Annotated in this window: 24 protein-coding genes; 9 read left to right on the top strand and 15 right to left on the bottom strand. The window is 58.0% G+C overall.

What is annotated here, in order from left to right; all coding sequences use genetic code 11:
* The first annotated feature begins 3 nt into the window (after positions 1 to 3).
* Positions 4 to 882 (top strand): 1,4-dihydroxy-2-naphthoate polyprenyltransferase, encoded by an 879-nt coding sequence (locus LOH53_RS07095; RefSeq protein WP_230067032.1) that lies wholly within the window; start codon positions 4 to 6, stop codon positions 880 to 882.
* Here the strand turns inward: LOH53_RS07095 and LOH53_RS07090 are convergent.
* Both LOH53_RS07090 and LOH53_RS07085 read right to left on the bottom strand, forming a co-directional pair.
* Complete coding sequence (locus LOH53_RS07090; RefSeq protein WP_230067031.1) at positions 879 to 1,520, bottom strand: TIGR03085 family metal-binding protein; 642 nt, start codon at positions 1,518 to 1,520, stop codon at positions 879 to 881. The two genes, LOH53_RS07095 and LOH53_RS07090, sit on opposite strands and share 4 nt — an antisense overlap.
* Positions 1,521 to 1,564: 44 nt before the next feature.
* Complete coding sequence (locus LOH53_RS07085) at positions 1,565 to 1,894, bottom strand: DUF4229 domain-containing protein (RefSeq protein ID WP_230067030.1); 330 nt, start codon at positions 1,892 to 1,894, stop codon at positions 1,565 to 1,567.
* 72 nt (positions 1,895 to 1,966) lie between these two features.
* On the opposite strand from LOH53_RS07085, the gene LOH53_RS07080 reads away from it, so the two are divergent.
* Complete coding sequence (locus LOH53_RS07080; RefSeq protein ID WP_230067029.1) at positions 1,967 to 2,371, top strand: PLD nuclease N-terminal domain-containing protein; 405 nt, start codon at positions 1,967 to 1,969, stop codon at positions 2,369 to 2,371.
* Between the two features lie 82 nt (positions 2,372 to 2,453).
* Here LOH53_RS07080 and LOH53_RS07075 read toward each other — a convergent pair whose 3' ends face one another.
* Positions 2,454 to 4,031: a chitinase gene (locus LOH53_RS07075; protein WP_230067028.1), complete on the bottom strand. Its 1,578-nt coding sequence runs from the start codon at positions 4,029 to 4,031 to the stop codon at positions 2,454 to 2,456.
* A gap of 241 nt (positions 4,032 to 4,272) precedes the next feature.
* Here LOH53_RS07075 and LOH53_RS07070 point away from each other — a divergent pair, with 241 nt between their 5' ends.
* From LOH53_RS07070 to LOH53_RS07060, 3 genes are read left to right on the top strand one after another with little or no spacing between them, the layout of a single operon-like run.
* Positions 4,273 to 6,615, top strand: a complete 2,343-nt coding sequence (locus LOH53_RS07070; protein WP_230067027.1) for a glycosyltransferase family 2 protein — start codon at positions 4,273 to 4,275, stop codon at positions 6,613 to 6,615.
* Positions 6,612 to 7,040, top strand: coding sequence for a DUF7793 family protein (locus tag LOH53_RS07065; protein WP_230067026.1), 429 nt, complete (start codon positions 6,612 to 6,614; stop codon positions 7,038 to 7,040). Before LOH53_RS07070 ends, LOH53_RS07065 begins: the two co-directional genes overlap by 4 nt.
* Positions 7,024 to 8,586 carry a bifunctional diguanylate cyclase/phosphodiesterase gene (locus tag LOH53_RS07060; protein WP_230067025.1) on the top strand — a complete coding sequence of 521 codons (1,563 nt, stop codon included), beginning with the start codon at positions 7,024 to 7,026 and terminating at the stop codon, positions 8,584 to 8,586. The genes LOH53_RS07065 and LOH53_RS07060 overlap by 17 nt, the downstream gene beginning before the upstream one ends.
* Here the strand turns inward: LOH53_RS07060 and ccsB are convergent.
* The 5 genes from ccsB to LOH53_RS07035 form a co-directional block, all read right to left on the bottom strand.
* Positions 8,583 to 9,683: a c-type cytochrome biogenesis protein CcsB gene (gene ccsB / locus LOH53_RS07055; RefSeq protein WP_230067024.1), complete on the bottom strand. Its 1,101-nt coding sequence runs from the start codon at positions 9,681 to 9,683 to the stop codon at positions 8,583 to 8,585. The two genes, LOH53_RS07060 and ccsB, sit on opposite strands and share 4 nt — an antisense overlap.
* Positions 9,683 to 11,410 (bottom strand): cytochrome c biogenesis protein ResB, encoded by a 1,728-nt coding sequence (resB, locus tag LOH53_RS07050; RefSeq protein WP_230067023.1) that lies wholly within the window; start codon positions 11,408 to 11,410, stop codon positions 9,683 to 9,685. The genes ccsB and resB overlap by 1 nt, the downstream gene beginning before the upstream one ends.
* Positions 11,410 to 12,165: a cytochrome c biogenesis CcdA family protein gene (locus LOH53_RS07045; RefSeq protein ID WP_230067022.1), complete on the bottom strand. Its 756-nt coding sequence runs from the start codon at positions 12,163 to 12,165 to the stop codon at positions 11,410 to 11,412. The genes resB and LOH53_RS07045 overlap by 1 nt, the downstream gene beginning before the upstream one ends.
* A 16-nt stretch (positions 12,166 to 12,181) precedes the next feature.
* Complete coding sequence (locus tag LOH53_RS07040) at positions 12,182 to 12,769, bottom strand: TlpA family protein disulfide reductase (protein ID WP_230067021.1); 588 nt, start codon at positions 12,767 to 12,769, stop codon at positions 12,182 to 12,184.
* Positions 12,770 to 12,893: 124 nt separating this feature from the next.
* Complete coding sequence (locus LOH53_RS07035; RefSeq protein ID WP_230067105.1) at positions 12,894 to 13,556, bottom strand: histidine phosphatase family protein; 663 nt, start codon at positions 13,554 to 13,556, stop codon at positions 12,894 to 12,896.
* A 207-nt stretch (positions 13,557 to 13,763) separates the two neighbouring features.
* On the opposite strand from LOH53_RS07035, the gene LOH53_RS07030 reads away from it, so the two are divergent.
* The 3 genes from LOH53_RS07030 (at position 13,764) to LOH53_RS07020 (ending at position 16,142) form a co-directional block, all read left to right on the top strand.
* A complete protein-coding gene (locus LOH53_RS07030) occupies positions 13,764 to 14,321 on the top strand; it encodes a YceI family protein (protein ID WP_230067020.1) in 558 nt (185 codons plus the stop codon).
* A 111-nt stretch (positions 14,322 to 14,432) separates the two neighbouring features.
* Positions 14,433 to 15,185: a hypothetical protein gene (locus LOH53_RS07025; protein ID WP_230067019.1), complete on the top strand. Its 753-nt coding sequence runs from the start codon at positions 14,433 to 14,435 to the stop codon at positions 15,183 to 15,185.
* Between the two features lie 114 nt (positions 15,186 to 15,299).
* The gene (locus tag LOH53_RS07020) at positions 15,300 to 16,142 is read left to right on the top strand and encodes a hypothetical protein (protein ID WP_230067018.1); all 843 of its coding nucleotides are present in this window, start codon (positions 15,300 to 15,302) and stop codon (positions 16,140 to 16,142) included.
* Between the two features lie 40 nt (positions 16,143 to 16,182).
* Here the strand turns inward: LOH53_RS07020 and LOH53_RS07015 are convergent, their stop codons facing one another.
* On the bottom strand, positions 16,183 to 16,875 hold the full coding sequence (locus LOH53_RS07015) for a redox-sensing transcriptional repressor Rex (protein WP_230067017.1): 693 nt from the start codon (positions 16,873 to 16,875) through the stop codon (positions 16,183 to 16,185).
* A 72-nt stretch (positions 16,876 to 16,947) separates the two neighbouring features.
* Complete coding sequence (locus LOH53_RS07010; protein WP_326832751.1) at positions 16,948 to 17,268, bottom strand: glutaredoxin family protein; 321 nt, start codon at positions 17,266 to 17,268, stop codon at positions 16,948 to 16,950.
* A 123-nt stretch (positions 17,269 to 17,391) separates the two neighbouring features.
* Here LOH53_RS07010 and LOH53_RS07005 point away from each other — a divergent pair, with 123 nt between their 5' ends.
* On the top strand, positions 17,392 to 18,204 hold the full coding sequence (locus LOH53_RS07005) for an HAD family hydrolase (protein ID WP_230067016.1): 813 nt from the start codon (positions 17,392 to 17,394) through the stop codon (positions 18,202 to 18,204).
* 97 nt (positions 18,205 to 18,301) lie between these two features.
* Here the strand turns inward: LOH53_RS07005 and LOH53_RS07000 are convergent, their stop codons facing one another.
* The 5 genes from LOH53_RS07000 to LOH53_RS06980 all read right to left on the bottom strand — a co-directional run bounded on the left by LOH53_RS07000 (position 18,302) and on the right by LOH53_RS06980 (position 23,122).
* A complete protein-coding gene (locus LOH53_RS07000; protein WP_003792170.1) occupies positions 18,302 to 18,400 on the bottom strand; it encodes a 30S ribosomal protein bS22 in 99 nt (32 codons plus the stop codon).
* Between the two features lie 111 nt (positions 18,401 to 18,511).
* Positions 18,512 to 18,754: a helix-turn-helix domain-containing protein gene (locus LOH53_RS06995; RefSeq protein ID WP_326832750.1), complete on the bottom strand. Its 243-nt coding sequence runs from the start codon at positions 18,752 to 18,754 to the stop codon at positions 18,512 to 18,514.
* Positions 18,755 to 18,814: 60 nt separating this feature from the next.
* Positions 18,815 to 19,978, bottom strand: coding sequence for a 3-deoxy-7-phosphoheptulonate synthase (locus LOH53_RS06990; RefSeq protein ID WP_230067015.1), 1,164 nt, complete (start codon positions 19,976 to 19,978; stop codon positions 18,815 to 18,817).
* A gap of 323 nt (positions 19,979 to 20,301) precedes the next feature.
* The gene (locus LOH53_RS06985) at positions 20,302 to 21,561 is read right to left on the bottom strand and encodes an NAD(P)/FAD-dependent oxidoreductase (protein WP_230067014.1); all 1,260 of its coding nucleotides are present in this window, start codon (positions 21,559 to 21,561) and stop codon (positions 20,302 to 20,304) included.
* 148 nt (positions 21,562 to 21,709) lie between these two features.
* Entirely contained in the window at positions 21,710 to 23,122 is a 1,413-nt protein-coding gene (locus LOH53_RS06980; protein ID WP_230067013.1) for an amino acid permease, read from the bottom strand.
* Positions 23,123 to 23,612: the final 490 nt, after the last annotated feature.

Raw genomic sequence — 23,612 nt, 5'->3', positions numbered from 1 at the left:
GCCGTGGCCTCAGTTGGTCAATGGATAGAGGGTGCCCGCCCGCGGACGCTTCCGATGGCTGTTGCCCCGGTGATCATCGGTACCGCTGCCGCCTACGGACTCGATGGTGCCCACTGGGGCCGGGCAGCCCTCGCCGCACTGGTAGCGCTCCTGATGCAGGTAGGCGTGAACTATGCCAACGACTATTCGGACGGAATTCGAGGCACAGATGCCGTGCGGGTGGGTCCACTTCGCTTAGTGGGATCCGGAGCCGCAAAACCACACCACGTGAAGATGGCGGCCTTTGGTGCGCTCGGTCTGGCCATGGTGGCCGGGCTCGCCCTTGTGATCCTTTCGCAGGCGTGGTGGCTGCTGCTTGTGGGTGCTGGCGCTGTCTTGGCGGCGTGGGGTTACACCGGCGGCAAAAATCCCTACGGCTATATGGGCCTAGGCGATGTCTTTGTGTTCTTCTTTTTCGGTCCAGTGGCCACTCTTGGGACCACGTTCACCCAGGCCGGTCAGGTGAGCCCGGCGGCCGTCCTGGGCTCCATCTCAACCGGGCTGATCGCCGTCGCACTTTTGATGGCAAACAACGTCCGGGATATCCCCACGGATAGTCAGGTAGGCAAGCGGACACTCGCCGTCCGGCTCGGCGACCGTAACGCCAGGCGCAGTTATGTGGCGATGCTGGCGGCTGCCGTGGCTCTGCCTCTCTTTCTGGTTCCCGGGGAGCGGTGGCTGCTGTTGGTGCTGTTGCTGATCCCGTTCATGCTCATGCCCAGCTGGATCATGCTCAAGGGCAAGAAACGCAAGAGTCTCATCCCGGTCTTGCAACAAACGGGTCTGCTCAACTTAGGCTTTAGCGCGCTGTTCGCAGTGGCTATGGTGCTGGGCCGGCTCTAGCTCGACTTCTGCGCCCAGGGCGTGAAAGCCGCCACAGCCTGCGGGCTGCCGCCCAGCTCCACGTGTGCGGCAGAACGGCGTCCCATGACATACAGGGCCATTTCCACTGGATCGCCCGTCAATACCACCGCATCTTGGCCCTTGTGAACGGTCACAATTTTCCCACCAGGGACCTGGATGCCTACCCCGACGGGGGCGCTGCGAAACATCATCTTTGCCATCAGTGGAAGTCGTCGCCAAAGGGCGTCTCCCAGACCCGCAGGGATGACGCGTGGTTTTATGTCCCCGGTTCCCCGGCGGATGTCCTCGTGGTGGATAACGTATTCAATGAGTTGAACAGAGTCCCCAAACCACGTCATGGGATTTAATGGGCCGGTACCGGCTGCGAAACGGGTGATCAAAGCCTGATATCCGGCAGCAGTTTCAGCACCAAAAACGACGGCGCCAAGCCGGGGTTCGTGGCCGGGTAGCGGTTTGGCTAGAACATCTTGGAGCTGATTCAGTGGCGAATGTTCGCGTTGGACCAAGTGAGCCAGCATTCGACGAACATCCCAGCCCGCGCACAGCGTCGGAGCACTCGGATCGCTGTCGCGGAGAGTCGCAACCAGCGCTGCCCGTTCATTATCCATCCAGCGCATGCAGACGTCCTTTCAAAGTGAAATGCCAATCAGACCTATTGGTCCTAAGATTCCGACTGTATGTGTGGTTCCCGCGTATGACGGTCTGCGTCAACCCAGATCTCAGGGTTGGCGTCGACCAACGCATCCTCGGCATCGGCATCGGCCAGAGCAGATGCCGATTGAGTCGTCACCGCATTCGGGGCAAAGCGGTCCGCGATGACAGCCGTGGCTTTATCACGCTGTCCACGTAGGAGAAAAAAGCTGATAACGAAGGCACACAGGGCAGCTATCAGAGCCGCGCTGAGGTAGCTCAGCGACAGCAAGTAGTAGCCAGCAAGGAAGAACGCTATGAAGAGCACGCCACGAATCAAAGAGTATTTAAAGAAGGCCACACCCCCAGTTTACCCGGGCTTCCTGAAAGTAGCCCCAGCACCCAATTTGTGCTTCAACGGTAGAATTGATCCATGCGTTATATCCCAGTCATCATCGGCGTGGTTCTCTTCATTTACGGGCTCATAGACTGCATCCGCAGCGAGCCCGCCGATGTTCGGAGCATTCCCAAACCCGCCTGGATCCTGGTTTGCCTGTTGCTGCCACTTATCGGCGTGATTTTGTGGTTCTTCTTTGGCCGGCCACGGTACGCCCCAGCAACACAGGCTCGCCCCGCCCAGAGTTTTCCGGGTTCCGCTTATTCAGCACGGCCTAAAAGGTATTTGGCGCCGGACGACGACCCCGCGTTCTTACGGGATCTAGAAGTCAGTCGTGCCCAGAAAGCCGAAGCCGATCGTTTACGTAAGCTCAAGGCCGAGCTGGACGCTCGTGAAGCTAAACTCCGCGAGGAACACCCCAACGACGAAACGAAACACTAACCGATCCAATGACCGGTTAGTGTTTCGCTTCGTCCTCGGGGACGGTTTTACTGCGTTTCTGTATTCCTACGCACTGCCGCTGTCACTTGGAAGCCGCGTTCAGAAGTTTCTCAACGGCGTCGTTCTTTAGTTGCAGCCACGGTGAATTGCTCGATCCCTGGAGGGCAGCCTCCGGGCTATCCATGCGGGTCCACCACTTGGCTTCAAAGACGTGCCCATCAAAGAGCACCCGGTCGCCCTGGTGGTAGACGGTAGTTTCAGCCCACGCGGGGAATGCCCCGTCAGGAACCGTCACCGTTGGTGCTGGCTTATCCCCTGGGAGTACCGGACCGATAAGTTGCCACGGGGTACTGCCAGCGGCGAGTACGGGGTTATCCGGGATGTCCCCACGGGTCCACCATTTGGCTTCATACACATTGCGCCGCCACACCACGCGGTCGCCACCGACGTATGCACTGCTCTCGTTCCAAATCACATAGGGGCTCGTTGCTGGATCGTCCACAACCGGAGTCTGCGTCATCTGTGCTTTTGCGGTTGAGTTTTCCCCCGCCGTAGCTTGTGCACTGGCAGCGGTTCCGGGAAGCAGGCCAGCACCAAGAACCTCTGAAAACAGTGCGGATCCCTGCTCAACCCCGCTGCAACCATCAGAAACGCGTGTCACGTCTGGATAGTTGGGGCTGCATGTTGCGTCACGATTAAGGGACCACATGGACATTTTGCCCACACCTTTTTCCACGGCAAACCGTTGCAGACCAGCCGCATCTGCGAGTGTGAAAATTTCATCCTTCACGTCGTTTTGGCCAATCATCGGCGTCAAGCCGATCTTGCGCCATACACTTTCAGCTCCGAGTGGAGTGCCATGGTCCTTATACGCTTGACCGACCTGCACTTGGGCGGCCTCGGCTGCACGGATCGAAGCCGCAAGCATCGTCTCGGTGGGGTTCTTGCTTGATCCATAGTCCATCGTCATAATGTTCACCCCAGCAAGCTCAACCCCCGCAGCCAGCGTGTGATCCACGGCAGCCCTGCCTGCCGCTGTGAGGCCATTCGGGTCAACTGGCAGAGTCAACCAAACAGCTAGGGGCTTCTTTTGTTGCAGTCGTTCCTTTTGGAGGGCGGCGATGGCTACGGCACGGCGCTGGATCGATGCAACGTTCTCCAGCGCAGAACCCTCGATGTCCAAGTCGATTGTGTCCAGATCGTAACGTTGCACTACGTCTGAATACGCGGTCGCCAGCTTGCCTGGGTCGGTGCACACAGTGGCGAGTTCATCGTTAGCCTGCCCTCCGAATGAGACGGCAACGTGACCGCCCTGCTGCACCAGGCGTGCTGCCCGGCGCTCAAGGTCCAGGCTCTGGGCGGCAGCATCTAGCCCGTAAGCGCCTCCCCAGCTTGGCTCACAGGGGTTGCTGTGATCGGCAACGACGAAGGAGAGTACAACTGACTTGGCTTGCGGAGAAACAGGGGATTCGAACGCGTAGGTCGGCGTCGCCGTCACATCGACGTACCCGGCAAAGATCGACGGGGAAGCAGCCGCAGCCTGCGCATCCTGGAATCGGTTCCAGCCAACGAGGCCCGCCCCGGCAACCACGGCGATGGCGACCACCATGATTGTCAGTCGGACAAAGGACAATTTTCGTCCCGGAAAGCGCTTGGACACGCGAAACCCCCAAAAGGTGTTTGTAATAGAGAAGCGGAAAAATGATTCTGACTTCCTTGCCTGGCACGTATTGCGCGACAGGATTGGAAGCCCTTTGGTCAGCAAAAAAGGAACTGGCGTAAGCACACGCCTATATGCATTAGCATAAGGGCAGGATTGCTGGCACAAATCCACTTTGGAAAAGTGCCCGAACCGGGCTGGGGCGGACCCCGGTTCCAGACCTTTACCTCGCTGGGGAAAAATGACTGAAAAACTTCTTGTGCATGACCGCGCCACAATGCCATCGGACTCGCCTGCTCAGGCTAGCTCCAGGCGCGCCCAATGGGGGTCAGAACGGCGCTCGGAGCCGCTGTCGATCGTTCATCCGCAACCGTCAAAGCGGAAGATCACTCTTGGCCGACTCGGTATTGTTGTCACCATTTTGGCTTGGTTGACCTACCTTGTCTCGACGGTTTTCAAACAATTGGCTGATAACCCAAATTCTGGGTTTCGTTTCCAATTTGAAACCGTTTCTTACGTCGTGGTTGTAACATTTCTGACTTTTTCGGCGTTGATGTATTTGTTGGCCAGGCAGGGCGCCCTCTACCGTTTCCGCGATCACAAGCGCGTCCCCCGTGGTGAACTCGATCGACACTTCACCAATTACGCGGACGGCATCACGGTGCTGGTTCCCTCCTATGCCGAGGAGCCTCACGTCGTCCGTGCCACGTTGTGGTCGGCAGCACTTCAAGAGTTTCCTGATCTAAAGGTTGTCCTCCTCTTGGACGACCCGCCCGCACCCACAGATCCTGACGTTTTAGCCCGGCTTGAGGCCACGCGGGCCCTCGCCGGAGAAATCGCGGCATCACTTGCATCACCGGCTGCACGTGCCAACGCGGCTTTGGCCTCGTTCCGGAAGCGTGCTGCCACAGCAACAGCGCTCGAGCCTAAGGAATTAGGCCTGCTGATCGACGAGTATGAGTCGGCGGCCGCGTGGCTAGAAGCCATGGCGGAGTCCGAAAGCGTCGAGGACCACGTCGATGAATTTTTCGTTGACCTAGTTCTCATGGGTCTGGCGAGGGAACTTCGACTTGTTCTCTTGGCGTTGACCTCCGCTGCAGCTCAGGGCGCACAGCCAGACAGGGCACGCTTCGAAGAGCTCTACGCGCGTCTGACCTGGATTTTCAACACTAAGACGGAAACATTCGAACGCAAGAAGTATGCCAGCTTGTCTCATGAGGCAAACAAGGCCATGAACCTCAACGCGTATATCTCCCTCATGGGCCAAAACTGGCGTGTTGAAGACACCGCTGGCCAACTCGTTCTGCGACCGCTGGCGGAGTCCGCACAGACGCTCAGCGGCGATCTTCTTGTCCCAGAGACCACGTACCTGTTGACGCTGGATGCAGACTCTCTTCTCCTGCGCGACTACTGCCTCCGGCTTGTCCATTTCCTTGAATCGCCGGGAAACGAACGCGTCGCCGTAACACAGACGCCCTATTCCTCATTCCGTGGGGCCCCTACACGCATTGAACGCGTGGCCGGTGCCACAACCGATATCCAGCACATTCTCCACCAAGGCATGACGTACTACGGTGCTACGTTCTGGGTCGGCGCAAATGCCGTCATTCGAAAGTGCGCTTTGGAAGACATTGTGGAAATTTCCACCGTGGGCGGCTTCGAGATTCGCACATACATTCAAGACCGCACCGTCATTGAGGATACAGAATCAAGCGTTGACTTGGGCACCCATGGTTGGACGTTGTCCAACTATCCGGAGCGTCTTAGCTACAGCGCTACTCCGCCGGACTTTGGTTCTCTTGTAGTCCAACGCCGGCGTTGGGCCAACGGTGGTCTCCTCATCTTGCCCAAGCTCTGGACGCAGCTGACCACGCGCAAACATCTGCGCGAGAAGATCATGCTGCGAGAAGTGTTGCTCCGGGTCAACTACATGGCTTCGATCGCGTGGGCCAGCTTTGGTCTGCTGTTCCTCTTGGCCTACCCCTATGACAGCCGGCTCCTAAGCCCGGTCGTGTTCATCGCCGCACTTCCGTACTTTTTGGCCATGGGAAGCGACTTGCACGACTCCGGACATCGCTTCAGCGACATTTTCCGTATCTATGGCTTCAATCTGGTGCTTCTTCCTGTCAACCTTGCGGGCGTGCTCAAGTCCCTTCAACAGGCGTTCACTGGCGAGAAAATCCCGTTCGTACGGACCCCGAAGGTCAAGGACCGTACAGCAGCACCGGCAATCTACGTGCTGGTTCCATTCGCCATCGTCGCTTTTTCACTGTTCACTATGTGGCGTGACACCTTGCATGGAAACTGGGGCAATGTGGCCTTTGCCGGTCTGAATGCGATCCTTGCAGCCGGGGCTATCCGCGCCTATGTGGGCCTTCGCAATTCGGCCGTGGATATTTCCCTTGGTTTCGTGAATTGGTTGTACATTAAACCCAAGCCAACTCCTGCACCCAAGGAAGACGCCGTCGTTCCTACAACTCCCGAGCAGGTCGACTGGGCAGGAATCCTCTACCATGGGGACCGCCGCCTCAACCGTGACCTGCGGGGTAGCGAAGACCGCCGCAAGCGGGTGTCGTTGCGATGACGATGTTAATGGAAGACGCCGGCTCTCCCGAGGACGCAATGCCAGCGGAGGGTAACCTGACGCCCTCCGGAATTCGAGTCTGGCTGCAACACCCAGGTATATTACGGGTCGCCCTGCCAGCACAAGCCGTCATCACCGGCGAGCAAGCTGAGGAAGCTGCAACCGCGGTGCGAGATGCCGCCGCGGGGGCCCTCTACCCCATGCTGCTTGATTTGACGGGGGTCGCATCGGTTAGTCGCGAAGCTCGCGATGTTTACTTCCGTGGTGCCTCCGTTTCTTCCTACGCGCTGCTTGGTCAAAGTCCCGTGGACCGTGTTCTGGCCCACTTCTTCGTGGGTTCGGGAACACGAAGCATTCCGTCGCGGTATTTCACCGTTGAATCCGAAGCGCTGGAGTGGCTGGTGCGCCTTGAAAAAGAGAATTAGTGCTCAAGACCCCAGGTTGTCCCACCTCATCGAAGGCATCATCGAACTTGCCAAAGGCAACTTAGACACCAGGATTTCCGCCTCCGCAGCACGCGATGACATAGATGCGGTCATCACCGGGTTCAACCTGATGGCTGAGACTCTTGGCGCCGCCAATGCAGATCTTGAACGTCGAGTGAAAACCAGAACCGCTCTGCTGGAACATGCCAACCTAAAAATGGAACGCATGTCCTTGACGGATCCCCTCACGGATCTGTTTAACCGCCGGGCTCTGGTCAAGGCCTTGGACGATGAGATCGCTAAAACAACCACAGCAGACGGTGCGCCAACCGTCCTGGTCTTGGATCTGGATTCATTCAAGGGCGTCAACGACTCTCTAGGCCATAACGCCGGAGATCTGGTCCTGAAAATTGTGGCGCAACGTATTCTTCGAACGGTGCGCGACGTCGACGTCGTTGCCCGGCTCGGAGGTGATGAGTTTGCAGTGTTGCTACCCGCCACGACCGTCACCCAAGCGAAGGCCATAGCCACGCGAATCGTCGACTCATTGGATCAAAGTGTCACGGTTGATGACAACACATTCAACTTTGGTGCCAGCGTTGGCATAGCCATAGCCGAGCCGGACGACTCAGCCGAATATGTACTGATCAAGGCCGACACCGCAATGTATGACGCCAAACGCGATGCGACTAAGAATGTTACGCTCTTCGATCCCATCTTGCTTTACGCACGGCAAATGAGGACCAAGTTGGTTTCCGAATTGCGTACGGCCATCGATGCGGGCCAGTTGGCTCTCTACTACCAGCCGGTGGTAGATATGGCTACCGGCAGGATCAAGGGCGTCGAGGCACTTGTCCGGTGGAACCACCCCACCAGGGGGCTGGTCATGCCGGATGAGTTCATCCCCTTGGCCGAGGAATCCGGTGCAATCGTTGATCTGGGACGTTGGGTGCTGCGCACCGGAGTCGCCCAGCTACACAGCTGGGCGAAGTCCGTACAACTGTCAGCTGACTTCACCTTGAGAGTCAATATCTCCGTCACCGAGCTCCAACGCCTGGAGTTCGTCGACGAGGTCCGCGACGTCCTTTCAAACTGGTCAGTGAGTCCTAGCCAATTGGTACTTGAGCTCACTGAGTCAACGTTGGTAACCGGAACGGAATCAGAGCGTTATTCGCTGCTGGGCCTGCGCCAACTGGGGGTCGGATTGGATATTGACGATTTCGGCACCGGCTATTCCTCGCTGAACTACCTGCGAAACTTACCCGTCGACGTCGTCAAAGTGGATCGCTCGCTGATCGGGAACGTCGTCGAGGATGCCAGTCAGCGTCGCTTCGTGGCCGCCATCTTGGAGTTGATCCAATCGTGCGGAATGGACGTTGTCTTCGAGGGCGTAGAAACAAAGGAGCAGGCCCAAGTCCTAAGGTCACTGGGATGTTCCACCGGCCAAGGCTTTTTCTTTGCTAGGCCCGCCCCACCGGCACAGCTGGAGTCAATACTGCGCGCCGCCGCAGAAGGCTCCTTCTTGCCGATCGGGGTCAGCTTCTAGCTGCCGCCCACTCCCGCGTAAGAGTGCAGACCTGAGAAATACACGTTCACAATGGTGAAGTTGAAGACCACGCATAGGTAGCCAACAATGGACAGCCACGCAGCGCGTGTACCGGTCCAGCCACGGGTGGCACGTGCGTGCAGGTAGCTGGCAAAGACCACCCAGATCACAAAGGTCCAGACTTCCTTGGTGTCCCAACCCCAAAAGCGGCCCCATGCCTTCTCAGCCCAGATAGCGCCGAACATGAGCGTCAGCGTCCAGCCAACGAAAGCAATTCCGTTGATCCGGTAGGACATGTTTTCAAGGCTCAGTGCGTTCGGAACCAGACGCATAACAAGCGCCTTATCCTTTTTCCCGGAGGCGATCGAGGCCTCACGACGAGCTTGGACAAGCTGGAGCACCGACATGGCGAACGTCAAGGTGAACAGCGCCGATGACAGCACGGCGATGGATACGTGAATGACCAACCAGTAGCTCTGCAATGCTGGCACCAAGTGGCCCACGGGAGTCCAAAACGCCACGGAAGCCGCCGTGAGCATCACCAGTACCAGGCCGATCACGAAGGTGCCCAAGAAACGAAGGTCCCGCCGGGTCAAGACCAGGAGGAAGACCAATGCGACGGCCAAACCGCCGGTCGTGCAGAATTCATACATGTTGCCCCACGGCACGCGCCCTGCGGCCATGCCGCGGAACACCACGGCCATTGCATGAACGCAGGCAGCCACAATTGTCAAAGCTACGGCCACGCGCGCCACAACACGCTTTTCGGTGCCATAACGCATGGAGTCACCGGCTGTGATGCCGTCATCGCTGGTATGCGTCTTGCTGCTGGGCCGCACTGCACGGTCCTGCGGACCCGCACCCAAACCAAGTTCAGCATTTGAGGCGCCCAAGCCTGCCGATCCGGCAGCCACCAGCTGATGTTTGTTTTCTTCCATGCCTGCGCCAGATTCTGCCGCCGCCAGGCCTGCTTTCGCAGCCTTGCTATACGTCACCAAATCCCAGGCGTACGCACAGAAGGCCACGGCGTAGGCCAATCCGGCCATGAGCATGAATTGTTCACTGAGCATCCCGAGACCCTCATTGATTGCCGGCATTACTGGTCCTTACTTGCCATGGTGATACCTGTTTCGGTATCGGATTGATCTTTCCGTGTTTTTTTGTACGACTTGTCCTGCGTTCCATCTTCCACCGCCGAGGGCAATGGCACCAGCCACTTTGTGTGCAGAGCCTTATCCAGTGCTCTCGATTCCCCAGCCAGACGATGGTCTTCACCACGGGCCAGGAGCCCGAATTCAACCATTGTGCGCCCGTCCGGGTGGCTGCCAGTTCGTATCCACACTCGACGTCGGTTCAGGAACAACGAACCCATGAGTCCACCGAGTGCAAGTACAGCGAACACTAGGACGTAGATTTGGCCCGGGTCATTGCGGATGTCGAGAGCGGCAAACCGCTTGATTCCGTCAAAGCTGATGGTCCCGTTGCCCTCCGGCAGTGTGTAGCTTTGTCCGGGCGCAAGCACAATGCCGCCAGCAGCCATGTCGCGGCCATTGATCTGTTTGAGCTTGGCGGTGTCCAAGGTGTAGACATTGCGTGGAACACCGTTATCTAGGCCGAGATCCCCCGTGTAAGCGTTCAGGTTCAGCTGTGGATTGAACGGATCCGGGTCGGAGCCGTACGCTACGCCTTTGTCGTCCACAAGTGCCGTGGGCAGGAAAAACCCCACAAAGCCAAGCTGGTTCGGTTTGGCGTCAGGAACCTTGATAACCAGCAAGGAGGTGTAGGCGCCGTCCGTGGGAATTGTGACGACCGGGCCTTGGTAAGCCACGTTGCCTTTGCCGTCCTTGACCGTCACTACTGGCGCGTAGCCATTACCAACTAGATAGACGTTGGTGCCCCCCATTGAGACGGGGTCGTTGACCTTCAAAATCTGTGACTTCGGCGCGGCTCCGGCACCGTCCTTGGTGGTCAAAGTTGCCGTGAAGTCAATCGGTTGGCCGTAGTGCCCTGGTGATTCGCGATCGTACTTGACCGCCAGCTTGTCCAGTTGCAACGAGTAGGGGCTCAACCGGTTTTCGTTGAAGTAGGCGCCCGGGGTGAACGTGTCATAGCCGACGATGGAATTTACGAAGGTTTCCCCTTCCACCAGCACCCGCTGCCCGCTGTAGCCAGCCAGACCGCTATAGGCAACGGCCGCCAGAACGCCCAGGATGGAGATGTGGAAAACCAGATTCCCGACTTCTTTCAGAAATCCGATCTCCGCGCCTACTGACGGGCGATCTGTGTCCAGATCACGTACATCCACCCTGTAACCGCGCGATTTCAGAACCGCCGCTGCGTCATGGACGGCTGTCTCGGCACTGATACCGCTTTCCGCCGGGATCTCCACTGTGCCGTATTCCGCCAGGCGCGAAAGCCGCTTGGGTGTGCGTGGTGGGGCTGAACGCATGGCCTTGAAGTGAATCTTGGCACGCGGAAGGACGCAACCCACCAAGGAGGTAAACAACAACAGGTAGATAGCCGCAAACCACGGAGAGGAATACACATCGAAGAGCTTGAACCAGTCCAAGATAGGCCCGGAGGTGGGGTGGTTAGCCAAGTACTGGGTCACGCTGGAGGCAGCGGAAGAACGTTGCGGAAATAGGGAGCCCGGCACTGCGGCGACGGCCAGCAAGAGCAGCAGGAGTAGGGCGTTGCGCATGCTGGTCAGTTGCCGCCAGGCCCATCGCAGCATGCCGACAAAGCCCAACCGGGGTAGCACGGCGTCGGCGCTGGCAGGCTCCTGCTTTGCACCCGGGGACTTTTTCACCAGTTTCTCTTTCATTAGATTGGCATTCTCACATCATTGGCAAACCAAAATTGCAGCTGGTTGATCCACGTGCCCCACAGCCCCGTAACCATCAATAAGCCCAAAACTATTAACATGCCCCCACCAAACCACTGCAGCGCACGCCTGTGTTTGCGAAAAAAGACCAAAGCCCCCATTCCGCGCCGCACGCCTAAGGCAATCAATAGGAAAGGTAGACCTAAGCCCAGGCAGTACACAAACGTCAAGAAAGCACCTTTAGCGGCACTGGATCCGTCCGAAAAAGCCAGCGCCTGTACGGCGCCCAATGTAGGCCCCGTGCACGGCGCCCAACCCAGACCAAAGGTTACGCCTAGAACAGGAGCACCCCACAGTCCGGCAGGTGGTTTGGCATGAACCTTGGCTTCATTTTGAAACCAGCTCATGCCGCCCAAGAACACGACGCCCAACAAAATCACCACAACACCCAGTAGCTGAGTGACCCAAGCGGCATCTGGACCCTTCAGCCACGCGCCCAGTTGACCAAAAACGGCGCCGATCAAAACAAACACCACCGAGAAGCCCAAGACAAACAAGCCGACGCCTACAAACATGCGCCCACGTCGTCGTTCTTCTAGATCGGCTCCGCTGAGCCCGCTGACATAACCTAAATATCCGGGTACCAACGGCAGCACGCAGGGCGAGAGAAACGAGACCAGCCCGGCGAGCAGGGCTACCGGTATGGCCAGCAGCATGGAGCCGCTGAGCACTGTTTGCGCGAAGGGATTGTTCACAGGATCTTCGGCGGCCTTACTGCTCGCCCAATACAGAGGTGATGAGCGCCTTTAAGGTGCTTTTATCCGCTGTACCTAAGATCCGTGCGGAAACACGTCCTTGCTTATCCATTACCAAGGTGGTGGGAACAGCCGCGGGCGGCACATATTTCGTCATGGCCAGCAGCACGCCTCCGTCTTTGTCCATGACGCTGGGATACGTCAGGCTGAAAGAACGCTCAAATGCCTCGGCCGTTGCCTTCTCATCGCGGACATTCACGCCGTAAAACTTCACGCCTTGCGTGCCAAACTCGGTGTTAAGCGCCTGCAGATCCGGAGCCTCCAGCCTGCACGGAGAACACGCCGCATACCAGAAATTCAAAATGGTGACATGACCGGGGAACGTTGAGGCGTTGATTTCACTGCCGTCAAAGAGCTTCGCACTGAACTCAACGGGCTTAGAACGATCAGCAGGTGCGTATTCAGTCACTGAACCATCGCCGGCAATATAGTTCTTGTTATCTCCCGCCTTAGCCTGCTGCGCCAACGGGTCCTTGCTGGTGCAAGCGGCAAGAGCCACAGTTGCAAAAGCTCCGCTAATAGCCAGCAGCGATCTGCGGCTCATTGAGGAAGTCACGAAAATTTCTCTTTCATGGTGGGTAAGTCCCGTTCCAAGACACTTCTCAGTGATTTCATTCGGGACTTCTACAGTACGTCGAAAAGGTGGTTTTTGCCTACCCGCATCAGATTCAGGCTCCGGGCGTTGTCGCAGCGCCGGGCAAAAGTACGGCAGCTGGTTCACTGTAGGAGACATCCACCACGTCATCGCCTTGGAACGTCAACGTTGTGAGCGAGGCCAACGAGCACTCACGATTGCGGGGATCGTGCCACAGCCGCTTGCCTTCGGCACTGCGCCTTGTGGACCAGATGGGCAATTGGTGGCTAACCAAGATGGCTTGAGCGCCATCCCCGCCTAATTCGAACGCACGACGCCGGGCATCCCGCGCCGCTGCCATCATGCGTTCGGCCTGGGCTTGGTAGGGCTCACCCCATGAGGGGCGCAGCGGGTTGATGAAGTAGCGCCAGTGTTTGGGCTTGAGGAGCTCAGCCTTGCTCATCGCCAAGCCTTCAAAATGGTTCTCAGCTTCAATGATGCGTGGATCAGTGACAATGTCCAGTCCCAAAGCCTTCGCTGTGGGCATGGCAGTTTCCTGAGCGCGCGTCAGTGGTGAGGCAACCAAGTAGACCGGAGCAGCGCCGTCGGCGGCACGAGCCAAAAAGTGCTCAGCGACCATCGCTGCCATGGAGTGCCCGAGCTCTGAGAGGTGAAACTCGGGAAGCCGGCCGTACAGGACGCCATCAGGGTTGAAAACCTCACCATGGCGCAAAAGATGAACACTGACTTGAGACATGCGTCCAAGTTTCTCAAAGTTAGGCAGTAAGAGGTTAATCAGGAAGTTCCCAGCATTGGACGTCGTAGCGGCGGCTGTAGGAAGCATAAATTTCTAATACTCTTCACAAGTCGGGAATATTAGATGCAAACGCATGCTTATAGCTGATGAAAGACCTGCCCTGGCAAGTTCTGGACACCGTTTAACCACAACCCAAAGGAATCAACAATGAGTACACCCACCCTTGAAGCAACCGGTCTGACACAGGGAGCCTGGACCTTAGACACCAGCCATAGCGAAGTAGGCTTCGCAGTTCGGCACGCCGGCATCTCGAAAGTCCGCGGCAAGTTCACCAAAGTCGAGGGTGCCCTGACCGTCGGAGCGAGCCTGGCGGAGACCACTGTCACCGCAACAATCGCCGCTGACAGCTTCGATTCCGGAGACGCCAACCGCGACGGCCACGTCCGCGGCGCCGATTTCTTCGACGTCGAGCAGTTCCCAACTCTTGTCTTCACTTCAACTTCAATCTCTGGCAGCAACGAAGACTTTGAATTGACCGGCGAGCTGACCATTCGCGGCATCACCAAGACCGTCACCCTCAATGGTGAGTTCAATGGCGTCGCAGTAGATCCATTCGGTGCCACCCGCGCAGGGTTCGAAGCGAAGACCGCCATCAGCCGCAAGGAATTCGGCCTGACCTGGAATGCCGCTCTGGAAGCTGGCGGCGTACTCGTTTCAGACAAGGTCACCATCACCCTTGACGTTGCCTTCGTGAAGGCCGGCTAGAAGAACAACGGATGCATGCGAAGTGCCGGGCAGCCCCTGAGCTGCCCGGCACTTCGGTTTTACCCATGGGCAGCCTATGAATGGGTTCATCCAACGGCTAGGGTTTCAAGTATGAGTACTCCAAATGAGCGCCCCGGTCCCGACCAGCCTGAACCCCAGCAGCCCGGCTACCAAGCCCCACCCCCTGGCTACCAACAGCCCGGCCAGCAAAACCCGAACCCCGGCTACCAGCAGCCCGGCTACCAAGCCCCGCCCCCCGGCTACCAGCAGCCCGGCTACCAAGCCCCGCCCCCCGGCTACCAGCAGCCCGGCCAGCAAAACCCGAACCCCGGCTACCAGCAGCCCGGCTACCAACAGCCCGGCCAGCAAAACCCGAACCCCGGCTACCAGCAGCCCGCCTACCAGCAGCAACGGCCAGCTGGCGACACTTCCTTCCAGATGCCCACGGACTGGCCCAAGGACATGCGCACAGTCATGCCAGCTTCCGGGTTCTCTGGCTTATTCAAAGTGGACGGTCTGCCTCAGTTGTTGAAAGTCTCCTACATCATCTGGTTGGTCTCGGCTGGGATATGGCTAGTCGGTACTGTATTTAGATTTCTCTTCTCGGTAGTGTTCATTAGTCCGCGAGGTGTGGTGACCTCCATCATTTCTCTGGCTTTAATCGCATTGCTCCTCATTTGCCTCATGAAACTCAAAGAGGGAATGCAGTGGGCCCGTTTCGTTCTTAGCGGCATCGCGCTCTTGAGCATTGTCCTGACGTTTTTCGGCGCCGGTTCAGGTGTCCTCGGAGTGGTAGCAGCTGTGTTGATGTGGCTGCCAGAATCATCAGCTTGGCTTAACTCGCGCAAGGGCGCCGTATCCTAGACGCCAAGCAAGTAGTGTGCTCATGAGAGGTCGCGTAGGGTTCATAACAGACCCGGCGCGACCTCACGTGTTTCATGAGGGCGAAACTTGCATCCTTGACGAAAGGGACCATCTATGACTACTCCTGAAGAAACTCCTCAAGAGCGGACTCCCTCCCGTCCTGCCACGCACGAATCCCTCCCAGAAGAGCCCCAGTCAGGGAGCCCGACAGCGGGAAGCGCCGCCTCTGGGAAGCTGATCGCCGATGCACCGACCGCGGACGCAGCGAGTGCTGGCAGCACCCGCCGCGGCAGCTATGGCGAAATTGCCCCGGGCGTTCCGCGGTACGGCCAGTATGCGCCCGAAGGCTGGGTGCCGCCAGCTTCGCTAGGCTCCCCTGACGCCGGTTCTTCGCTGGCTCGTCCAGCTGCTTCCGCCTACCCGGGATTCGCCGGCAGCAACGGGCCTAACACCGGTTTGTCACATCGCGGTCCTGGCCCCCTCCCGCCCGGCGTGCACTTCGCCGCACCCCGGCCTGTGGTGTGGGCAAGTCGTCTGATCATGGCGGCCGGGGCACTCCAGCTGGTATCCGCGCTGCTTCTGATGGCTGTACTGTTCTTGCCCACCGCCCGTACGACGGTGGTAGACGCGCTCAAGTCAGCCATGCCCAGCGATCCCGCATACGCCCAATTGCTCTCTGAGCCGGCCTTTGTCACGTCCGTGCTGGTCATCGCTGCGATCGTGAGTTTGCTGGGTGCAGTGATCTACTTTTGGCTTGCCGCCAAAATTCGCAAGGGTGCCAACTGGGCCAGAATTACTGCTTTGGTACTGGCAGCGGTATCCCTGCTGGGACTGGTGCAGCCCAATTATCTTGCCATCATTCAAATCGGCCTGGGAGTCATTGCCGTGGCAATCTTGTTCCGCTCACCCGCCAAGGAATACTTTGCCGGACCGGCCAAGGGTCCGCGCGGATACTAGGGGACATGCCGCGTAAACCACGAGGATCCATCCCCCGGATCTAAGCGCCGGTCTGGTCCAGAGGGGGAAATTGCAGGCGCTGTGCGTGGTACGCCAGAATTTGTAGTTCAGTGGCCATGTCGACCTTGCGGAGGTTAACATCTTCTGGCACCGAAAGTGGGACCGGGGCGAAGCTGAGGATACTGCTGATCCCAGCATCCACCACACGGTCGCACACTGACTGAGCCACTCCACCCGGAAGCGCCAATACCACCATGTTGGCACGAGTCTTCGCTAGCACTGTCTCCAGATCGTCGGCATCGCTGACCCGCAGCCAGCCAATCTCTGTGCCCACTAGCATTTGGTCCGCGTCCAGCAGCGCCACCACGTCAAAGCCTCTGGATTCAAAGCCTGCATAACGGGCCAGAGCGCGACCCAAGTTTCCGGCGCCCACAATGGCCACACGCCATTCGTGCGTCAGGCCAAGGGCTTGAGCAATTTTTCGGCTGAGGTGCCCCACCTCGTAGCCGACTCCTCGCGTCCCATAAGAGCCCAGATATGAGAGATCCTTCCGGACGTTCGCTGAGCCAACGCCCGCCGATTCTGCCAAGGATTCAGAAGAAACACGATCAATGCCCTCCGCCAGCAGTCCGTTGAGTGTGCGCAGGTACAAGGTCAGGCGGGATACCGTGGCGGGCGGCAATTGGCGCACGGGAACGCCAACTGGCTCTTCCGGGATCTGCGCTGACGTCAAAACTGCTCCAAGTCCTAAGGTGATCCGTGCTGGGGCGGCAAGTTCACTTGACCGGCTGCCCGCAGTCTGGCCCTACCCCACTGTAGGACGTGGCTGGGCAACACCCAAAACCGTTTCATTGCTTGCGCTCTGAGATTCTGCGGCCGTGGCACTCGAAAGAATGCTGCGCAGCCTGACCGGATCAATGTGCCAAAAGTCCCGCTGTACCCCATCCACCAGCACCACCGGAATCTCCTCGCCATAGCGGGCAGTCAACTCCGCATCACCATCAAGCGAAATCTCATGCCAGCTCAGCCCTAGTTCCGCTGCGACGGCAGAGACCACGTCCCGGGCGTCCTCGCACAGGTGGCAGGAAGCCTTCGTGACCAAAACAAGTGTCGGAGTACGATTCATGCGTTCAACGGTACCGGGCCACTCTGCTACATACATCACCGGCGAAAAAGAGTTCGGCTGTTGTTTACCATCTAAACTGCGGCGCAAGAGGCGGCACCGCGCAAGAATGACTAGACTCGTCCCATGCCCGATGTGACTACCACCAGTTCCGAGGCCGCCTCGGTTACTGTGCAACACCAGGGCGAGGCCGCATTTTTTGACGTCGACAACACCATGATGAAAGGCGCAAGTCTCTTTCACGTGGCCCGGAAAATGTACCAGAAAAAGGCTTTCACGCTTCGAGACGCTACAGGATTCGCCTGGAAACAAGCCAAATTCATCTTGCGTGGGGAGAACATGGAAGATGTTCACTCCGTCCAGGATTCCGCTCAGAAGCTTGCAGCAGGTATCAGCGCTGAATTTGTCCGCCAGCTAGGCGAAGAAGTATATGACGAGATGATCGTCTCCAAGATCTGGCCTGGCACCAAAGCCTTAGCCCAAGAACATCTCAAGAACGGCCGGGCAGTGTGGCTGGTGACAGCAACTCCGGTAGAAGTCGCTGCCGTGATTGCCGAACGGTTGCATCTTACGGGCGCATTGGGAACAGTGGCGGAGATCGAGGACGGCCTGTACACAGGCAAGTTGGTGGGGGAAATCTTGCACGGTGCGGCCAAGGGACGGGCCGTGCGGGAACTAGCCAAGGAGCATGGACTGGATCTGGAGCGTTGCTGGGCGTACAGCGACTCTTTCAACGATATCCCGCTGCTGACGGCCGTCGGCAACCCGGTGGCTATCAACCCGGATGCCAAGCTGCGACGGCACGCGAGGGAAAACAACTGGCCCATCTACGACTACCGTTCCGGCCGCCGTGCCGCCACACTGGGGCTGCAGGCCGCTACGGGCGTGGGGATCGTGTATGGATTGTGGAAGGGCATTGCATCCGTGCGGCGCAAGTAGACCTCAAACTCACCAACTAAAGCATCTGCTCTTAAAGCAACTTAAAGCAATGCGTCCGCACACCGATTCGGTGGGCGGACGCATAAAATAAGAAGTTCTACTTCTTATTACGACGCTGGTGACGGGTCTTTCGAAGCAACTTGCGATGCTTCTTCTTAGCCATCCGCTTGCGGCGCTTCTTGATAACTGAACCCATGGATTCCTCACAAACTACTAAGTTGACCCCGATTGGGGCCGTAAATGATTAGGTCGACCGATCGCAGGAATCGGTCAAAGCCGAAAATGGATCTTTCCTAGGGTACCGCCTCTAGCCGGTATGCGCCGAACCGGAGGCTCCATGGGTCCCTGTGCCATCGACCACTGCAGACTTCAAATAACTTTCGACGGCGTTCTGGGGGACCCGGTAGCTCCTACCAAAGCGCACGGCTGGCAATTCACCGGCATGAACCATTCGGTAGACGGTCATGTTCGACACGCGCATGAGCGAAGCGACTTCCTGAACAGTCAAGAAGTTCACAGCGGAAAAGTCTTGCCCCAACTCCTTGGCCACTTGGTTTCCGTTCTTGTCATCGCTGCGGGTACATTACCCGGCAAGTCTGTAGCGCTAACTCTAAGGGCTGGTGGTGCCAAAGTGAAAGCTGTTACCCAAAATTTGCCCTCTGCGGCTTCGCGAACTACGCGCCAGGTGCCCCAAAACATCGGCGGTGACATCCCATTCCATACAGGCGTCGGTGACGCTTTGTCCGTACGTGAGCGTTGCCGACCCGTCAGCCATCTGAGCAACGTCCAGCTTCTGCGCTCCTCCCACCAGGAAGCTTTCTAACATGATCCCGACAATAATCCGGGAGCAGACCCCACCCGCTTCCAACTGGGCCCCAAGAGCCAGCGCTACCTCCGTTTGCCGATGGTGGCTCTTACCGGAGTTTGCATGGCTGGCGTCCACCATCAGCCTGGGGTTGATGCCAGCCGCGTCAGCCTTCACGGACGCCGCCTCGACGTCAGCGCACGAGTAGTTGGGGCCCATACGTCCGCCGCGGAGTATTACATGGGTGTCCTGATTCCCTGCCGTGCTGACCATCGAGGCGCGTCCTCCCCCGTCAATTCCTAAGAATGACTGTCCTTCGCTCGCGGCGTTACAGGCATCCAGGGCGATCTGGAGATCACCGTCGGTTCCGTTTTTGAAGCCCACGGGCATGGACAGTCCAGAGGTCAGCTGGCGGTGAATCTGGCTCTCGGTGGTACGTGCACCAATGGCCCCCCATGAAATCAGCTCTGCCGTGTACTGCGGACTAATTGGCTCAAGGAACTCAGTCCCGGCAGGCAGACCTAGCCGGGCTACGTCCAACAAGAACGAGCGCGCCATGCGTAATCCGCTAGCGACGTCATGACTACCGTCTAACAAGGGATCGTTAATCAGCCCCTTCCAGCCCACGGTGGTGCGTGGTTTTTCGAAGTAAGTGCGCATCACGATCAACAGGTCATCTTCGTACTCCTTGGCTAAACCAGCCAAGCGCGCTGCGTAGTCCAGGGCCGCCACGGGATCATGAATAGAGCACGGACCCACAATCACTAAGAGCCTGTCATCTAAACCATCCATAATGGCGCGTACCTGGTCCCGGCCTCGTTCGACGACGGAGCGAGTGTGTGCGTCAAGCGGCAGCTCGGAGCGTACTTCATCCGGAGACGGCAACGCCGTGAACAAGCTGACGCGCAGATTTGAGGTGCCGGTGGCGTGAGAGGCGGTGCTCGAGGGTTGCGCTGCTGTGGTGGTCACGGGGTGTGGTCCTTTGATGTGCTCGCAGCGAGCCTCTGTTCAGAAACCCGCCCGGAAATGGCGAAGGACAGAGAAAAGATTCTCTGTCCTGTTGGCTCTGAAGGAATGTTGGATGCGTGTCAGTTCGACGCGGGCCCCTCCAGAGCCAACGAAAAATACGCATACCAACGGTTTGTCATGCCCTCACCATAAACCTGCGCACACGAGCGCGCCAAATATGACGCTCTAAGACTGGAGTGTTTCCCCCAAGCCTTCCCACCACATGATCGTTCTGTCCGCGAAACGTGTGGTGGGAAGACGAAAAATTGCGCAACGGAATGTGTTTAACGCAGCGGGTTGAAGTGACGCATAATCGCCGGCGGGGTGTTCCCGGTCATTTGGGCCGCGATCATTTTTCCGGTCAGTGGGCCCAGAGCTATGCCCCACATGCCATGTCCGCCAGCCACGTGGACACGTGGCGACCGTGACGCGCCAATCAAGGGGAACCCGTCTGTGGTGCAGGGACGTGCCCCCACCCATTCCTCGGAACGTTCTTCCCAGTTGATACCGGTGAACATGGGTGCAGCGGCTTCCACAATTGCCTTGATGCGGCGCGGGTCCAGGGGTGCGTCGGCATCACGGAATTCCATCATTCCAGCCACGCGGAACCTATCCCCCAACGGGGTGCATGCCACACGCTGAGCGGGGAAATAGATGGGATGGCTGGGCATTGACTGCGGCACCACGGTAAAGCTGTAACCCCGACCAGCTTGGACCACTCGTTTGACGCCGAACTTGCGCGCCAGACTCCCTAACCAGGCGCCCGTGGCGAGCACCACGGCGTCGGCAGCAAGTGACCTGCCCTCAGAACCGATCACATCTACGCCTGTTCCGGAGTCCCGGATATCCACGACGTTGAAGGCTCCGAGAATCTTCGCTCCGCGGGCGGTGACTGTCTGCGCCAGAGAGTCCATGAAGGAGGGTGGGTTAATGTAGCGCTGGCCACGGATTTTGATGCCTGCTACCATGCCGGACCCTAATGTTGGCTCCAACTCACGGAGCTCGGAGCCATCCATCAAGGTGTAGTCCACGCTTCCACCGGTCTCGCGGATCACGTTGAATTCCTTGACTAAAGCATCGCGATCAGCAACGCTGGCGAAGCCGGTCAAGAATGGCTCTGCCGGGTGGGTCGGCTCCGCGTCCGGACCGGCTGATGCAGCAATTTCGTCAAAGGCGTCCAGACCGGTATGCCCCACCTCCGCAAATACGCTCATGGCTGCACGCCATTTCCCCGGGGTGCAGTTACGGGCAAAACCAGCCAAAAATTTGAGCAGAGACGGATCGGCAGAGAATGGAATATACAGCGGAGAGGCAGGATCCAACATGGCTTTAAGCCCATATGTCAGCACGGAAGGCTCACTCAGTGGCAGCGTCAAAGCCGGTGTCAGCCACCCGGCGTTCCCCCAGGAAGACCCAGAGGCAACCCCTCCGCGGTCCACCACTGTCACTTCGATTCCATGCTCTTGCAAATACCAAGCGGTGGACAATCCAATGATCCCTGCACCGACTACAACCACATGCTCAGGCGCCTTTGCACTGACCACGATTCACGCTCCTATTTAGTTGGCCGGGCCGTTTGCCTCCGACGCTCATCTCAGCCTAACTCCCGGTAACTGCGGTGGCGGAATCGGCGAAGTAATGCAAGCGCAGCACACTCATGGTTAGTGCTGTCCGTAGCTGTTCCAGCCCAGACTAGGGCGCCGTGTCGGTGACCAGTTCCTCATGCTCGGCTGGCTCCACCACAACTCCATTGGAAATATTGCCTTTGCGGTAGCGGTATATACCGATGCCCACTACGGCCGCAGCCAACCCGAGTGAGAGCAATAGTGCTTCCCGGGTTTCGGCAACAATCACCATGCCCACCAGCAATACCACTATGGTGACGATTGACAACCAGGTCAGGTAGGGGAAGAGCCACATCTTCAGGGCAAGGTCCTTGGCCTCCGCCCCCATTCGACGCCGGAGAATCAACTGAGAAATAGCAATCACCAGCCACACGAATAGAGCAATGGCCCCGGAGGTGTTGACCAAGAACAAAAACACTGCACCCGGCGCCAAGTAATTTAGTCCTACTGTCACGAAACCAACCACCGTAGAGGCCAGCACGGCCGTGGCGGGTACACCGCGCTTTGAAATCTTGCGCCAGGATTTGGGAGCGTCGCCCCGGGTGGAGAGAGAAAAGAGCATGCGACTTGCCGTGTACAAGCCGGAGTTCAAGCAGGACAGCACTGAGGTCAAGACCACAATGTCCATAATCGTGCCCGCACCCGGGATGCCGAACAGTTCAATAACCGCCACGTATGGGCTTTTTGCCACGGACGCATCATTCCAAGGCAGCAGGGTTACTACTATTGCAATCGAGCCGATGTAGAAGATCAAAATACGCCACACGGTGGACTTCACAGCCTTCTTCACGGCATCGACAGGGTCCACAGACTCACCGGCAGCAATGGTAGCGATCTCCGCACCAAAGAATGAGAAGACCACGACCAGAATTCCAGCCATGACGGCGCCCGGCCCGTTGGGGAAGAACCCGCCGTTACCTGTGAGGTTGCTCAGGCCAGGAGCTGGCACACCTGGCAGGAGACCTAGGATGGCAACCACGCCCAGCAGCAGGAACAAGATAATCGCGGCCACTTTGACGGAGGCAAACCAGAACTCAAATTCGCCATAGGACTTAACGGAGGCAACGTTGGTCAGCGTCAGCAAGACCATGAGGATCAACGCCCACAACCACTGATCAACACCGGGCACCCACCGGTGCATAATAGTGGCGCCAGCAGTGGCCTCTACTCCCAAGACGATGATCCAGAACCAGGCATACAGCCAACCGATGCTAAAGCCAGCCCATCTTCCCAGCGCTTTGTCTGCATAAGTAGAGAATGACCCGGTCTCCGGATTGGCGGCTGCCATTTCGCCCAGCATCCGCATTACAAGGATGACCACGATTCCGGCCGCCGCATACGCCACGAGGATTCCGGGGCCCGCTTTTTGGATTGCGGCACCCGACCCCACGAATAGGCCCGCACCGATGACCCCCGCAATGGCAATCATGGACAGGTGCCGCGGTTTGAGAGTTTTTGAAAGCTGTTGATCTGAGTGCATTGGCGATACTTCCTTTTGGAGTGCCGTCCCACGGCGTCCTCACCGGGACTCATCGTGATATGGCTCACGGTGACGGTTCAGACTAAATCCGCTACTTCACCCCTCGCGTTGTCCATAGTCCCAAACTTGGCCGAATATGCCTGTGCCAATGCACTTAAAGCACTCGAAAATGGCCCAGAAGTTTTCTCTGGGAAAACACGACGTAGCAGCAGCCTCCATCCAGAAGATGTCCCCGCTATTAGGTGGGAGCCCGGAATTTAGGCTCCCTGACCGCACAATTTCAGTTTTCGCACAGACAGAATTGACTAGTCCATCCACGGCACCGCATTCACCAGCAATCGAGAGAAAAAGACCGAAAATCATGCCTTTATGACGTGCTATGACGCAAAAAGGGCCTTGAGCCTAAAGGTCGCTTACTCTTACTCACCTTTAATTCGCGAAATCCTATCGAAAAAAGCCAGCGGCGGCGGGGGAGGCCCCACGAAAAATC

The organism is Arthrobacter cryoconiti (genome assembly GCF_020905375.1).
Lineage (GTDB): Bacteria > Actinomycetota > Actinomycetes > Actinomycetales > Micrococcaceae > Specibacter > Specibacter cryoconiti.
This window is presented reverse-complemented; position numbering and strand designations above follow the sequence as displayed.